The 12,954-nt window shown below is 66.3% G+C and carries 14 protein-coding genes; 8 read left to right on the forward strand and 6 right to left on the reverse strand.

What is annotated here, in order from left to right:
* Nucleotides 1–9: 9 nt before the first annotated feature.
* The 4 genes from IMX13_RS14345 (at nt 10) to IMX13_RS14360 (ending at nt 3,558) form a co-directional block, all read left to right on the forward strand.
* Nucleotides 10–1,173 (forward strand): COX15/CtaA family protein, encoded by a 1,164-nt coding sequence (locus IMX13_RS14345; protein WP_053519488.1) that lies wholly within the window; start codon nt 10–12, stop codon nt 1,171–1,173.
* 4 nt (nt 1,174–1,177) lie between these two features.
* A complete protein-coding gene (gene cyoE / locus IMX13_RS14350; protein ID WP_053519487.1) occupies nt 1,178–2,071 on the forward strand; it encodes a heme o synthase in 894 nt (297 codons plus the stop codon).
* Between the two features lie 336 nt (nt 2,072–2,407).
* Complete coding sequence (locus IMX13_RS14355) at nt 2,408–2,809, forward strand: hypothetical protein (RefSeq protein WP_155760175.1); 402 nt, start codon at nt 2,408–2,410, stop codon at nt 2,807–2,809.
* A gap of 5 nt (nt 2,810–2,814) precedes the next feature.
* A complete protein-coding gene (locus tag IMX13_RS14360) occupies nt 2,815–3,558 on the forward strand; it encodes a hypothetical protein (protein ID WP_193396595.1) in 744 nt (247 codons plus the stop codon).
* Nucleotides 3,559–3,654: 96 nt separating this feature from the next.
* On the opposite strand, the gene IMX13_RS14365 is transcribed toward IMX13_RS14360, so the two are convergent.
* Genes IMX13_RS14365 through IMX13_RS14380 form a run of 4 tightly spaced genes read right to left on the reverse strand, consistent with a single transcriptional unit; the run spans nt 3,655 to nt 7,909 of the window.
* Nucleotides 3,655–4,626 (reverse strand): bile acid:sodium symporter family protein, encoded by a 972-nt coding sequence (locus IMX13_RS14365; protein WP_065175442.1) that lies wholly within the window; start codon nt 4,624–4,626, stop codon nt 3,655–3,657.
* Nucleotides 4,627–4,654: 28 nt separating this feature from the next.
* Complete coding sequence (locus IMX13_RS14370) at nt 4,655–5,155, reverse strand: protein tyrosine phosphatase family protein (RefSeq protein ID WP_065175441.1); 501 nt, start codon at nt 5,153–5,155, stop codon at nt 4,655–4,657.
* 27 nt (nt 5,156–5,182) lie between these two features.
* Nucleotides 5,183–6,922 (reverse strand): DNA primase, encoded by a 1,740-nt coding sequence (gene dnaG / locus IMX13_RS14375; protein WP_065175440.1) that lies wholly within the window; start codon nt 6,920–6,922, stop codon nt 5,183–5,185.
* A 60-nt stretch (nt 6,923–6,982) separates the two neighbouring features.
* Nucleotides 6,983–7,909, reverse strand: a complete 927-nt coding sequence (locus IMX13_RS14380; RefSeq protein WP_053519482.1) for a YihY/virulence factor BrkB family protein — start codon at nt 7,907–7,909, stop codon at nt 6,983–6,985.
* Nucleotides 7,910–8,121: 212 nt separating this feature from the next.
* On the opposite strand from IMX13_RS14380, the gene IMX13_RS14385 reads away from it, so the two are divergent.
* Nucleotides 8,122–9,060 carry a hypothetical protein gene (locus IMX13_RS14385; protein WP_227255453.1) on the forward strand — a complete coding sequence of 313 codons (939 nt, stop codon included), beginning with the start codon at nt 8,122–8,124 and terminating at the stop codon, nt 9,058–9,060.
* Between the two features lie 78 nt (nt 9,061–9,138).
* Here the strand turns inward: IMX13_RS14385 and IMX13_RS14390 are convergent, their stop codons facing one another.
* Together IMX13_RS14390 and rpsU are read right to left on the reverse strand one after the other, a co-directional pair.
* The gene (locus IMX13_RS14390) at nt 9,139–9,585 is read right to left on the reverse strand and encodes a GatB/YqeY domain-containing protein (RefSeq protein ID WP_065175438.1); all 447 of its coding nucleotides are present in this window, start codon (nt 9,583–9,585) and stop codon (nt 9,139–9,141) included.
* 133 nt (nt 9,586–9,718) lie between these two features.
* Entirely contained in the window at nt 9,719–9,934 is a 216-nt protein-coding gene (gene rpsU / locus IMX13_RS14395; protein WP_002808376.1) for a 30S ribosomal protein S21, read from the reverse strand.
* A 167-nt stretch (nt 9,935–10,101) separates the two neighbouring features.
* On the opposite strand from rpsU, the gene tsaD reads away from it, so the two are divergent.
* The 3 genes from tsaD (at nt 10,102) to IMX13_RS14410 (ending at nt 12,942) form a co-directional block, all read left to right on the forward strand.
* Nucleotides 10,102–11,127 (forward strand): tRNA (adenosine(37)-N6)-threonylcarbamoyltransferase complex transferase subunit TsaD, encoded by a 1,026-nt coding sequence (tsaD, locus tag IMX13_RS14400; RefSeq protein WP_053519480.1) that lies wholly within the window; start codon nt 10,102–10,104, stop codon nt 11,125–11,127.
* 124 nt (nt 11,128–11,251) lie between these two features.
* Nucleotides 11,252–11,605, forward strand: a complete 354-nt coding sequence (gene folB, locus IMX13_RS14405) for a dihydroneopterin aldolase (RefSeq protein ID WP_053519479.1) — start codon at nt 11,252–11,254, stop codon at nt 11,603–11,605.
* Nucleotides 11,606–11,670: 65 nt separating this feature from the next.
* Entirely contained in the window at nt 11,671–12,942 is a 1,272-nt protein-coding gene (locus IMX13_RS14410; RefSeq protein ID WP_065175436.1) for a mechanosensitive ion channel domain-containing protein, read from the forward strand.
* Nucleotides 12,943–12,954: the final 12 nt, after the last annotated feature.

Consider the following 12,954-nt stretch of genomic DNA (forward strand, 5'->3'; position numbering starts at 1 on the left):
TCCTGTTTGATGAGCCTTTCCGCGCGTCCGGCGCTGCACCGCAATTTCCACCGCCTGGCGTGGTTCGCCATGATCATGACCGCGAGCACGATCATGTTCGGTGCCTTCGTCCGTCTGTCCGATGCGGGGCTGAGCTGCCCGGACTGGCCGACCTGCTATGGCCGCGCGACCTGGCCGCAGCACATCGAGGAGACGGTTGGCCACCCGGCCGCCGATATCCGTCCGCTGGAAACGCACAAGGCCTGGCGCGAGCAGGTTCACCGCTTCCTGGCCGGCGCGCTGGGCATCGAGATCCTGACCCTGGCCCTGCTGGCCACGCGCAGGCGCCGGTTCGGAACCACGGCGGTCGTCACCGCCTGCGTGCTGGTGGCTGCCGGCATACCGTTGTACATGATGGGCTGGCATGCAACGGCCAGTGCCCTGGCCCTGAGTGGTGAGGCGATACTGCTGATTGCCGCCTTGCGCTGGAACAACATCGATCTGGCGCGCGCGGCGGTACTGACCCTGGCGGTGGTGATCTTCCAGGCCCTGCTGGGCATGTGGACGGTGACGCTGCTGCTGAAGCCGATCGTGGTGATGGGCCACCTGCTGGGCGGCATGCTGATGTTCGGCCTGCTGGTGTGGCTGGCGTGGCGGGCCACGCATCTGCCGATCACGCTGGCCGAGGCGCCCAGGCTGAAGTGGCTGCTGCGTGCCGCCGTGGTCGTGCTGGTCACCCAGATCGCACTGGGCGGTTGGGTCAGTGCCAACTACGCGGCGCTGGCCTGCGGCGGCGGCAGCGCCTCGCTGGACAACTTCCCACGCTGTGCCAACCAGTGGTGGCCGCAGCACAACTTCGTCGAAGGCTTCACCCTGTGGCGTGGCATCGGCGTGGACTACGAAGGGGGCGTGCTCGATGGCGCCTCGCGTATCGCCATCCAGCTGGCGCATCGCCTGTTTGCCATCGTGGTGGCTGCCTACCTGCTGTGGCTGGGCGTGCGCCTGTTCCGCCTGCCGAGCATGCGGGGGTGGGCGACTGCGCTGATCGTGCTTCTGGTGCTGCAGGTCACCCTCGGCATCCTCAACGTGAAGCTGGCGCTGCCGCTGGAAGTGGCGGTGGCGCACAACGGCGTGGCCGTTGCCCTGTTGTTCGTGCTGGTCAGCCTGCTGGCCCGCCTGCGTGCCCCGGACTGATCCGATGTTCTCCAATTACCGCCAGTACTGGGACCTGACCAAGCCCAAGGTCGTCGCCCTGATCGTGTTCACCGCCCTGGTGGGCATGGTCCTGGCCATTCCAGGCGTGCCCAGCTGGGAACAGGTACGCGCGGGCCTGCTCGGCTTCCTCGGCATCTGGCTGGCGGCCTCGGCTGCGGCTGCGATCAACCAGCTGCTGGATGCGCACATCGATGCGCAGATGGCGCGCACCTCGTGGCGGCCGCTGGTGGTCGGCAAGGTCAAGCCGTGGCAGGTGCTGGTGTTCGCCGGCGCGCTGATCGTGCTGTCGATGACGATCCTGGTGCTGTGGGTGAACGTGATCACTGCCGTGCTGACCTTCGCTTCGCTGATCGGTTATGCGGTGATCTATACGGTCTACCTCAAGCGTGCGACCTCGCAGAACATCGTCATCGGTGGTCTGGCCGGCGCGATGCCACCGATGCTGGGCTGGGCCGCCGTCACCGGAATGCAGGGCTCTTCGGACTGGGCGTACTCGTCGCTGCTGGTGCTGATCATCTTCATCTGGACGCCGCCGCATTTCTGGGCGCTGGCGATCTTCCGCCGCGAGGACTACGCCAAGGCGAAGATCCCGATGCTGCCGGTGACCCACGGCGTGGTGCATACCCGCAGGCAGATCATGGTGTATTCGGTGGTGCTGGCCCTGGTCTGCCTGCTGCCCTACCTGGTGGGCATGAGCGGACCGTTCTACCTGGGCGGTGCGATCGTGCTCAACGCGGTGTTCCTCTGGTATGCGTGGCGCATGCTGGATCCGCCGGATGAGCTGTTCTCGATGAAGATGTTCCAGTACTCCATCGTCTATCTGATGGCGCTGTTCGCCTTCCTGCTGATCGACCACTGGATCCTGCCCTGGTTGTAACGGGCGCCTGCCGCCGGGCATGGCCCGGCGCTACCGTATCCCAGGGAAAGGCAGGCGCATCAGCCGGATGCATGACGGCCGTCGCAGGGAGGACATGCTTGACCTGATCGAGGCGGCACGCGTGCTGCGCAGCCACGCCGTGCGTGGACGGTCTTCCACAGAACTCCGTGCGTTCAATGTCGGCTTCCGCTCGCCGGAGGCGGCACTTTGCCAACCCGCCGAGCCGCTACGGTGTAGGGATCTGCTGCGCTGCTGACTCACCGCGGGCAGTGGATCACAGATACGGATGGATCCGGCAGGCGGGATGGTCGAATGTGGATACACAGGATTTGCGAGATGAATCGCAATTCTGTGGAGCAATCAATGAAATGCCATGTTTCTCTGCCCATCGTTCTATGTGCTGCGCTTGCATGCTTGGCCGGCAATGCAACAGCAGAAGTTAAAGCACTGAGTCGGGCCAACTGCATTGGATTCGTCAATGAATCCGTTACCTACGAACGGCCCCAGTTCCGCAACTTCCAGGGCTCTGCCGCATCCAGGCATATCCCGCTTGGAAACATCGAGCCGAAGCATGTCCTTGCTGCTCCCAACAATGGACTGTACTCCTGGCGCTTCTATGCAGGCGATGGCACCGATCCGGAACGGATGGTTGTTCATGGATACCACACATGGGTGCTGGGCGGGCGTGTATTCACCCAGTCCACGAGCGCGGTCGACTGCCAACTTTCGGAGTGGTGAGCATCATGAAAAGCCTTTGCTGTCTTGCAACCTCACTGCTGATGTCGATGTCGGCCCAGGCATCGCAGACCGATGCAACTCCTGATCCGGTGGGACGTTGGCTACATCAACGCGCCATGCAAGCTGCAATACAGGAAGCCTCGATGACGAGAGGGTCGTCCGTAGGCGCTGGCAGCTACCAGATCGTGCGACTGGCAGACCTGGATGCCCCCGAAGAGGTGAAGCATCAGCTTCGCACGGACATGGACCGGTCAGCGGGTGTGGTGCAGGTTGCAGAAGGGAACATCCCAACGCGGGCCGAACTGCTGGCCGCCTTGCCCCGCCGATATCGCTCGGCGTCGGAACTACGCCAGCGCCTGCCACAGCCACCCAGCAGCTTGGAAGCAAGCCTCCTGGGACCGGCGGAGCTGATCGGTATGGAGTCCAGTGGCGTGCTGGATGGAAGCAGGTCCTCGGGGCTGAGCCGTTTCTTCCAGCTGGAAGGCGTCGGCATCGTGGAGTTCAGCGAGAACAACTTCCTCGCCGCGGGCACGCATATCGAGGTCATCGCCGAGGCGCAGAACACAACAGTGAAGGGCGCGCTCGCGCACTTGAAGAAGAGCGTTGACAGCGCTGGCCGTACCCGCGTCGAGCTTGTCTGGACGGGAGACAGCAAGACCTTCAGCCTGATCGCAACCGGGGAGCGCGGCACCGACGTGGAGCGTAACGCCCGATTGCTGCACGACATCGCTGCCGCCATCGTGGATTAGCGACGGCGCGAGGGGCGTCCACACGTGGCGTGGCATCAACCGAGCATGGGCTCTGCTCTGCAGTAGTTCCACGCCATGCGTGGATGAATTTCCGGGTCAGGAGCTGCGCCGTGCGTAGCGCTGCGCGATCACGCCGCAGACGATCAGCTGGATCTGGTGGTAGATCATCACCGGCAGCACGATGGCACCGAGGCTGCCCCCGGCGAACAGCACCTTGGCGATCGGCACGCCAGTGGCCAGGCTCTTCTTGGAGCCGCAGAACACGATGGCGATCTCGTCCTCGCGGTTGAAGTGCAGGCGACGGGCGATGAAGGTGATCAGCGGCATGGCGATACCGAGCAGGACGGCAGCTACCACGGCCACTGCCAGCAGCGACAGCACAGGGGTCTTGCTCCAGAGCCCTTCGGTGACGGCTTCGCCGAACGCCGAATACACGACCAGCAGGATGGTGGCCTGGTCGGTGTAGCGCAGCAGCGCGCGCTGCTTCTCGACCCAGCCGGCGATCCACGGGCGCAGCAGGTGGCCGGCCACGAACGGCACCAGCAGCTGCAGCATGATGCCGCCGATCGCATGCAGCGGGTCATGCACACCGCCGGAGGTGCCGGCCAGCGCGGTCAACAGCAGCGGCGTGAGGAACACACCGAGGATGCTCGACAGCGATGCGCTGCAGACGGCCGCCGGCACATTGCCGCGCGCCATCGAGGTGAAGGCGATGGACGACTGTACGGTGGAGGGCAGGGTGCACAGGAACAGCACGCCCAGGTACAGCTCCGGGGTCAACAGCCAGCCCGACAGCGGCTTGAACATCAGGCCCAGCATCGGAAACAGCAGGAAGGTGCAGGCGAGAATGGTCAGATGCAGGCGCCAGTGCAGCATGCCGCCGATGATCGATTCGCGCGGCAGGCGCGCCCCGTGCAGGAAGAACAGCGCGGCGATGGCGACCGTGGTGACATCGTCCAGGACGATGGCGGCGGCGCCCTTCATCGGCAGCAGCGACGCCAGGCCGACCGTGCACAGCAGGGCCAGGGTGAAGTTGTCCGGTCGCAGGCGCGACCACCAGCGGGTCATGGGGGGCAGACTCCTTGGTGTGGAGGGTTCAGGGCGAGGTGACCGGTGTGGCCAGACGCTGGCGGGTGGCCGCTTCCAGCGACTTCAGGCCGGCGCGCTGGCCTAGCTGAAGGGCCTGTTCCGGGCTGGCATGTTCGTAGCGTGCATTGACCAGGCCGAGCACGGCACCGGCGCGGTTGCCGGACGCGCAGTGCAGCAGTACCGGCCCCTGGCTCTGCTGCAGGGCCTGGTGCACGGCGCGCACATTGGCCGCATCCAGGCCCTCGGCGCCGGCCACCGGGATGCGCACATAGCGCAGGCCCAGCGATTCGGCCGCGCGGGTTTCATCGAAACCACGGTCCTCGTCGGGCTGGCGCAGGTCGATCACGGTGCGTACGCCTTGCGCAGCCAGTTCGCGCAGGTGTGCGGCACTGGGCTGGCCGCCGGCATACAGGCCGGGGCGGACTTCATTGAGCGGGGCATCTGCGGCCAAGGCCGCCAGCGGCAGGTAGAGGGACAGCAACAGCAGGCAGGTCAGGCGCAGCAGCATGGTCCTCTCCGTTGAAACGTTCCGCCGCTACCGGCCCAGGCTGGCGCGGGCCTTGAGCAGCTCGCGCAGTTCGTACTTGTCAGTATTGTCCAGTCCCTGCTGCCGCTGCTTTGCCAACAGCTCTTCCAGACGTTGCTGCAACAGTTGTTTCTCCAGCTGGGCCACGGCGTCGTGCAGTTCCTGGGTCCAGATCGCTTCGCTGCCGGGCAGGGTCTGGGCGGCCAGCGTGTGCAGCGAGGCCTGCTCCTCACGCCCGTCGAAATGCTCCAGCAGCGCGCCAGTGCTGATATCGGGACGCTGTTCGACCAGCGCCAGCAGCTCCAGCAGCAGCTCCACACCCGGCAGGCGCAGGCCCTGGAAGTGATGCTTGCCGCCCAGGGTCAGCGCCAGCGACGGCTGCTGCAGCAGCACGGCGATCGCACCCCGCACCAGGCTGCGCTTGGCCACCGGCTGGATCGACCGTGCCGGAGGGCGCTGCGGCATCGCCGTGCGGGTATTCTGCGTGGCCGCACCGAGCCCGGTCAGCTGCGCCAGCTGCTGCTTCATCAGGTCACCGAACGCGCCATCGGGAATCTGCGCCAGCATCGGTCTGGCCCGCTCGGCCAGGCGTGCCCGGCCGTCCAGCGTGCCCATGTTGATCTCGCGGGTCAGCTCGTCGAAGAAGAACTGCGATAGCGGCGTGGCCTGCTTCAGGCGTTCGTTGAAGGCCTCAGCGCCTTCCTTGCGCACGATGGTGTCCGGGTCCTCGCCGTCGGGCAGGAACAGGAAGAAGGCCTGGCGGCCGTCCTTCATGCGCGGCAGCACCGACTCCAGTGCCTTCCAGCCGGCGCGGCGGCCGGCGGCATCGCCATCGAAGCAGAAGAACACGTCCGGTGCGTTTCGGAACAGCAGCTCGGCATGGTCGGGCGTGGTCGCGGTGCCCAGCGTCGCCACCGCCTGGGTGACGCCGAACTGGAACAGCGAGACCACGTCCATGTAACCCTCGACCACGATCAGCCGCTCGATCTTCTGGTTCGCCTGGCGCACCTGCCACAGGCCGTACAGTTCGCGGCCCTTGTGGAACAGCGCGGTTTCGGGCGAATTGAGGTACTTGGGACCGTCGTCCTTCTCGAACACCCGGCCACCGAAGGCGATCACCCGCCCACGGCGGTCGAAGATCGGGAACATCACCCGGTCGCGGAACTTGTCGTAGACGTGCCCCCGGTCGTTCTTGGAGAACAGGCCGGCACGGTCGAGCAGCTTCATCCGCCGCTCGTCCTTGCCCAGCGCATCGCGCAGGCCGCTGTAGCCGTCGGGCGCATAGCCGATCTGGAAGCGGGCGCGGTTCTGTTCGTCCACGCCACGGCCGTCAAGGTAGGCGCGGGCCTTGTCGCTGCCCTCCAGGTTCTTCTGGAAGAAGCGCGCCGCTGCATCCAGTGCCGAATAGAGTTCGCGGCTGTCGTCCTGCTGCTGGGCGCTGCGCGGGTTCTCGCTGCGTGGCACGTCCATGCCGGCGCGCTTGGCCAGCTCATCTACCGCGTCGAGGAACTCGAGGCGGTCGTAGTTCATCAGGAAGCTGATTGCGGTGCCGTGCGCACCGCAGCCGAAGCAGTGATAGAACTGCTTGGTCGGCGAGACGGTGAACGAGGCCGAGCGCTCGTCATGGAACGGGCAGCGTGCCGCGTACTCCTTGCCCTGTCGCTTCAACGGCACGCGGCTGCCCACCACCTCGACGATGTCGGTGCGGGCCAGCAGGTCGTCGATGAAAGCGTCGGGGATACGGGCCATGGGCAGCAGGGCAGGGCGCGGCCGCCGGGGCGCGCAGCAGGGGCGGCAGGTCCCCCTAGTTTACTCGCTGGCGATGGTCGGGCCGGCCTGTTGTTCGCTGCTGCCGCCGGCGCTGGCGGCAGCCCGCTGTGCCCGGGCACTCAGGCGCTCGTCGATCACCGCGGTCATCAGGGCGCCGACGAAGAACACCGCGGTAGCGTAGTAGATCCAGACCAGCGCGATCACCAGGGCGCCCATCGAACCGTAGGCGCTGCCGGGTGCCACGGTGGCGATGTAGACGCCGATGCCGTAGCGCCCCAGGGCGAACAGGAGCGAGGTGATGGCCCCGCCGATGAAGGCCTGGCGCCAGGCCACGCGACGGTCGGGCAGATAGTGGTAGAGGAAGGCGAAGGCCAGCGTGTACAGCAGCAGCGTGGTCACGTAACCGATGGCCGGCAACACCGATGGCAGCTGCGCGAATACCACCTGCAGGGCGGTGGTGGCGGTCATCGACAGGATCAGCAGGAAGCCCAGCGCCAGCACCACGCCGAAGGAGAACACGCGCTTGCGCAGCCAGGCCTGGACGCCTTCCAGGCGCTGGCCGCTGGTATGGAAGATGCGGTTGAGTGCGTTCTGCAGCTGTGCGAACACGGCGGTGGCGCCGACGAACAGCAGCAGGGTGCTCCACAACCCGGCCAGCGAGCCCATGCTCGGCTGGCTGTTGGCGTTGTGCAGCACGGTATCGGCCACGCTGGCCACGCTGCTGCCGGCCACCGAGCCGATCTGGCTGATCAGCGCCTGCTGCGCGGGCGGGTACAGCGAGGCGGTCAACCACAGCAGCAGCACCAGCAACGGCGCCATCGACAGCAGGGAATAGAACGAAACCGATGCGGCCTGGGTCAGGACGTCGATTTCGACGAAGCGTTTGGCCACGGCCATCGGGAAGCTGTCCTGCAGCTTCTCCAGGCGCGATCGGACGATGGGCAGGAAGGTGCGGGGATGCGGCATCTACGGCGTCGGCTGGAGCGGTACGGGCTTCCTTTTCTAGCAGATGCCGGCGTTGCGGCAGGTGAAGTGGCAGCGCGGTCGCGGAATGCAGCGAAGTCCGCGTTATCCTTCTGCCCGGACCGAGGGCGCGCTGGGGCTGCCGCCACGGTATCCGGGCCCACTGCCGGTGTGCGGGGCCACGACAATCCAACTTCTCTGCAAAAGGACGCGTTATGAAAGGGATGGTCTGCACCACGATGGTGTTGCTGCTGGCGGCGAGCGGTTCGGCCGCTGCGGCGTCCACGGCCTGCGAAAAGGCCTTCAAGACGGTAGGGGATCCGCGCAATGGCGCGATGTACATGGCCGACCTGACGGTGCCCGGTCTGAAGGTGCAGAGTGCACTGGACCAGCTTCGCAAGATCGGTGCCGATGACCAGTTCGAGGTGGGCGGCCAGCTGGTGGAAGGCGATACCGGCAACCAGTACCTGATCCAGACCAAGGGCCTGCGCACGCCGCTGGTGCTGATCGGCACCGCCGACCGCAGCGGCCGGGTCACCCTGGCCACCAAGCTGGCCCGCGGCCAGACCATCGCCCAGGAGGATGCCCGCAAGTCGATGTGCGACATGCTGGACAAGCTCAAGGGGGGCAGCCAGGGGGACGCGCTGGCCGCCGCTGCGCGCGCGCAGTATCCGACTTCCGTGGCGGAGGACGTGACCGCGCCGGACCTGTCCAAGAAGATGGGCAAGGAGGTGCGCGATACGATGGCGGCCTACAACGCTGCGGGCAGCTTCAAGGACCTGCTGCTGGGCACCACCACCAACAAGGAAGACCTGGGCGACCGTTCGGCCACCTTCCTGCCGGTGTATGCCAAGTACATCGGTCGCCGCTACCGGATCGACGGCCAGATCTACACGGTCAACTCGAACAGCTACTCCAGCCGTCCGGGTGAGGTCGGATCGATCAACTACCTGGTGACGCCGACCCGTGGCCTGTTGCGGATCCGCCAGAATGACACCTTCAACAACAACAACTACACCATCCGTTGCGAATTCGCTCCGGACCAGGCGGCCAACTTCGCCATGCTGCGCGAGCGCGACTGGGCCAAGCTGGAAGGCGAGGTCAGCGCGGTGGAGGGCAGTTCCATGACCCTGCGCAACTGCCGCCAGGTGTAAGCGCTGGCCTGGCCGCTGCAGCAATGACAAGGCCCGCGTGAAGCGGGCCTTGTCGTGTCCGGCAGGGGCGGTGGCGGATCAGCCAGCCAGGGCCTGCTTGACCAGCTTGGACACCACGCCCATGTCGGCCTGACCGGCGAGCCTCGGCTTCAGCGCCCCCATCAGCTTGCCCATGTCGGCCGGGCCGGTGGCACCGGTTTCGGCAATGGCGGCCTGGATGGCGGCGGCGATCTCGGCCTCACCCATCTTGGCGGGCAGGTAGGCCTCGATGACCACGATCTCGGCACGCTCGATCGCGGCCAGGTCTTCACGGTTGGCCGCTTCGTACTGGCTGACCGAGTCCTTGCGCTGCTTGACCATCTTGTCCAGCACGGCGATCACGGCGGTGTCGTCGAGCTCGATGCGCTCGTCCACTTCCTTCTGCTTGATCGCGGCGTTGATCAGGCGGATCACGCCCAGCTTGTCCTTCTCGCCCGCCTTCATGGCGGCCTTCATGTCATCGGTGAGCTGCTGCTTCATGCTCATGGGAGACCTCGTGGTGGTAGTGGGGCAGGGCGGTTGCCCGGGCCCGGAAACGCAAAAAGCCGGCGACGCTCGCGCGTGCCGGCTTCGGCTTCACCGCGGAAGGACGAACCCGCCGCAATGAAGATGCGTCCGATCAGTACAGGCGCTGACGCTTGGTGACGTCGCGCGACGAGCGGCGCAGCTGACGCTTCACAGCAGCGGCGGCCTTGCGCTTGCGCTCCTGGGTCGGCTTTTCGTAGAACTCGCGCTTGCGGGTTTCGGCCAGCACACCGGCCTTTTCGCAAGTGCGCTTGAAGCGGCGAAGAGCAAACTCGAAGGGCTCGTTCTCGCGGACTTTGACGCTGGGCATGGAATCTCCGGGACACAGTAGAACCGGGTCACGCCCGGCGAGCCGCACATTATAGCGGCGAATCAACAAACTGCAAGCACGCAAGCCTGAATGCGGGCCAGCAATACGGATGCAGTGGGATCTGCACGTCACCCCGAGGGGGCGGCAGGGGCGTCATAATAGCAGGCATGCGAGTCCTTGGCATCGAATCTTCCTGTGATGAGACCGGCGTGGCGGTGTACGACACCGACCTGACCGGCAGCGCGGCCCTGCGCGCCCATGCGGTCTACAGCCAGATCGCCCTGCACGCCGAGTACGGCGGTGTGGTGCCCGAGCTGGCCAGCCGTGACCACGTGCGCAAGCTGCTGCCGCTGGTCCGGCAGACCCTGGCCGAGGCGGGCCTGGGCGTGGACGACATCGATGGCGTGGCTTATACCGCTGGCCCCGGGCTGGTCGGTGCGCTGTTGGTCGGTGCCGGGGTGGCCCGTGCCCTGGCCTGGGCACTGGAGGTGCCGGCCGTGGGCGTGCACCACATGGAAGGGCACCTGCTGGCGCCCTTGATGGAGGACGATCCGCCGCAGGCCCCGTTCGTGGCCCTGCTGGTGTCCGGTGGCCACACCCAGCTGGTGGCGGTCGATGCCATCGGCCGCTACCGCCTGCTGGGCGAGACCCTGGACGATGCGGCCGGCGAAGCCTTCGACAAGACGGCCAAACTGATGGGGCTGCCCTATCCCGGCGGCCCACAGCTGGCCAAGCTGGCCGAACAGGGCACCCCGGGGGCCTACCGTTTCGCGCGGCCGATGACCGATCGCCCGGGTCTGGATTTCAGCTTCTCCGGCCTGAAGACCCAGGTGCTGATGGCCTGGCGTGACAGCGACCAGAGCGACCAGACCCGCGCCGACATCGCGCGCGGTTTCGAGGATGCGGTGGTGGAGACCCTGTCGATCAAGTGCGAACGCGCGCTGGAAGCAGCCGGCACCAATGTGATCGTGGTGGCCGGCGGTGTCGGTGCCAATACGCGGCTGCGTGCCCGCTTGCAGCAGATGGCCGAACGCCTCGGGGGGCGTGCCTGCTTCCCGCGGCCGGCGCTGTGCACCGACAACGGCGCGATGATCGCTTTCGCCGGCGCCCTGCGCCTGCAGGCCGGGCAGCACAACCCGCCGAACGTTGACGTGACCCCGCGCTGGGACATGGCGACGCTGCCCGCGGTGTGACCCGCGGCGCACCCATCCACACAGGCTGCGACCGTAGCGGCGGACGTGCCGGGATCCGGTCGTTTCAGGCAGTGGTGGTTCCGTGCCGTTACCATGACCGTCTGTTTTCCGGCTGGTAACCGCAATGGACAAGGTTTTCATCGAGGGGCTGACGATCGACGCCCTGATCGGCATCTACGATTGGGAACGGCGGATCCGGCAGGACCTGGTGTTCGACCTGGAGATGGGTTTCGACAACCGGCGCCCGGCAGCGACCGACGATATCGCCCATACCCTCAACTACAAGGCGGTCAGCAAGCGGCTGGAGCAGTTCGTGCGCGAATCGGAGTTCGGCCTGGTCGAGACCCTGGCCGAGCGTTGCGCGCAGATCGTGCTCGACGAGTTCGATGTGCGCTGGCTGCGGCTGAAGCTGAGCAAGCCGGGAGCGGTGCGCGGCGCGCGCGCGGTCGGCGTGATCATCGAGCGCGAACGCGGCTGAAACAGCAGCGTCGGCCGGCGGCCGGCAACTTCTTCATGCGAAATGACTGAAACAGGAGACGACTGATGGTGGATGCGGTGGTGGCGGTACAGTGGATGGAGCGGCTGCAGAACACACTGGAACCCTATCCCGGCGCCTACCTGGCGTTGATGATTTCGGCCCTGCTGCTCGCGGCGGGCCTGGCCAACTGGGTGACCAAGCGCATCCTGGTGCGCGGCCTGCGCCGTCTGCTGCAGCGCCTGCCCGGTGCCGAATCCGGGCGTGGCAGCCATCTGATGCGGGTCATCTCGCGGTTGTCCAACGTGGTGCCCAGCCAGGTGATCGCCTCTGGCATCACCCTCATTCCCGATCTGCCGCCCGGGCTGGTCAGCGTCATCGTCAAGCTGTGCATCGTGTGGGCGGTGCTGACCGTCTCGCTGGCCTTCTCGCATGCGCTGGATGCGGCCAACAGCCTGTACGAGCGCAAGCCGGATGCGCGCAACAAGCCGATCAAGGGCTACCTGCAGGTGGTCAAGATCGTGATCTTCGTGGCGGCCGGCCTGGCGATCATCTCCACCCTGCTGGGCGTGGCGCTGGGCCCGCTGGTGACCGGCCTGGGTGCGGCCACGGCCGTGCTGATGCTGATCTTCCAGGACACCATCCTCTCGCTGGTGGCCAGCGTGCAGATCAGTGGCGATGGCCGCGTGCGCATCGGCGACTGGATCGAGATGCCGAGCCAGAACGCCGATGGTGACGTCATCGACATCGCCCTGCACACCATCACCGTGCAGAACTTCGACAAGACCATCACCACCATCCCGACCAAGAAGCTGGTGACCGAGTCGTTCAAGAACTGGCGCGGCATGCAGGAGGCCGGTGGCCGCCGCATCAAGCGCGCGCTGTATCTGGACCAGCACAGCGTCGGCTTCCTGGACGAGGGCGACCTGGCCTTCCTCGGTGAGTTCGCCCTGCTGCGCGACTACCTGCGCGACAAGGAGCAGGAGCTGGGGCAGTGGAACGGGCGCCTGCGCGAACAGGGCGTGGCGGACGTGAACAGCCGCCGGGTGACCAATCTGGGCACGTTCCGGGCCTATGTGGAGCGCTACCTGCGCAGCCACCCGGGTATCCACACCGACATGACCCTGCTGGTGCGACAGCTGCAACCGACCACCGAGGGCCTGCCGCTGGAGCTGTACTGCTTCACCCGCACTACCGCCTGGGCGGAGTACGAGGCCGTGCAGTCGGACATTTTCGACCATCTGCTGGCGATCCTGCCGGCCTTCGGCCTGAGGGTGTTCCAGGCGTCCAGCGACGCCATGTTGATGGCCGGGCAGCGCCAGTCGGCCCGCTCGGAGTAAGCTGCCGTGCCG

Source organism: Stenotrophomonas sp. B2 (genome assembly GCF_014947095.1).
Lineage (GTDB): Bacteria > Pseudomonadota > Gammaproteobacteria > Xanthomonadales > Xanthomonadaceae > Stenotrophomonas > Stenotrophomonas maltophilia_P.

Bases quoted from the DNA above. Each gene is read 5' to 3' on its own strand.
- IMX13_RS14410 (WP_065175436.1), top strand. From the start codon at position 11,671: ATGGTGGATGCGGTGGTGGCGGTACAGTGGATGGAGCGGCTGCAGAAC.
- dnaG (WP_065175440.1), bottom strand. From the start codon at position 6,922: ATGGCCCGTATCCCCGACGCTTTCATCGACGACCTGCTGGCCCGCACC.
- IMX13_RS14365 (WP_065175442.1), bottom strand. From the start codon at position 4,626: ATGACCCGCTGGTGGTCGCGCCTGCGACCGGACAACTTCACCCTGGCC.
- IMX13_RS14345 (WP_053519488.1), top strand. From the start codon at position 10: ATGAGCCTTTCCGCGCGTCCGGCGCTGCACCGCAATTTCCACCGCCTG.
- IMX13_RS14370 (WP_065175441.1), bottom strand. From the start codon at position 5,155: ATGCTGCTGCGCCTGACCTGCCTGCTGTTGCTGTCCCTCTACCTGCCG.
- IMX13_RS14360 (WP_193396595.1), top strand. From the start codon at position 2,815: ATGAAAAGCCTTTGCTGTCTTGCAACCTCACTGCTGATGTCGATGTCG.
- IMX13_RS14355 (WP_155760175.1), top strand. From the start codon at position 2,408: ATGAATCGCAATTCTGTGGAGCAATCAATGAAATGCCATGTTTCTCTG.
- IMX13_RS14390 (WP_065175438.1), bottom strand. From the start codon at position 9,585: ATGAGCATGAAGCAGCAGCTCACCGATGACATGAAGGCCGCCATGAAG.
- tsaD (WP_053519480.1), top strand. From the start codon at position 10,102: ATGCGAGTCCTTGGCATCGAATCTTCCTGTGATGAGACCGGCGTGGCG.
- rpsU (WP_002808376.1), bottom strand. From the start codon at position 9,934: ATGCCCAGCGTCAAAGTCCGCGAGAACGAGCCCTTCGAGTTTGCTCTT.
- IMX13_RS14380 (WP_053519482.1), bottom strand. From the start codon at position 7,909: ATGCCGCATCCCCGCACCTTCCTGCCCATCGTCCGATCGCGCCTGGAG.
- folB (WP_053519479.1), top strand. From the start codon at position 11,252: ATGGACAAGGTTTTCATCGAGGGGCTGACGATCGACGCCCTGATCGGC.
- IMX13_RS14385 (WP_227255453.1), top strand. From the start codon at position 8,122: ATGAAAGGGATGGTCTGCACCACGATGGTGTTGCTGCTGGCGGCGAGC.
- cyoE (WP_053519487.1), top strand. From the start codon at position 1,178: ATGTTCTCCAATTACCGCCAGTACTGGGACCTGACCAAGCCCAAGGTC.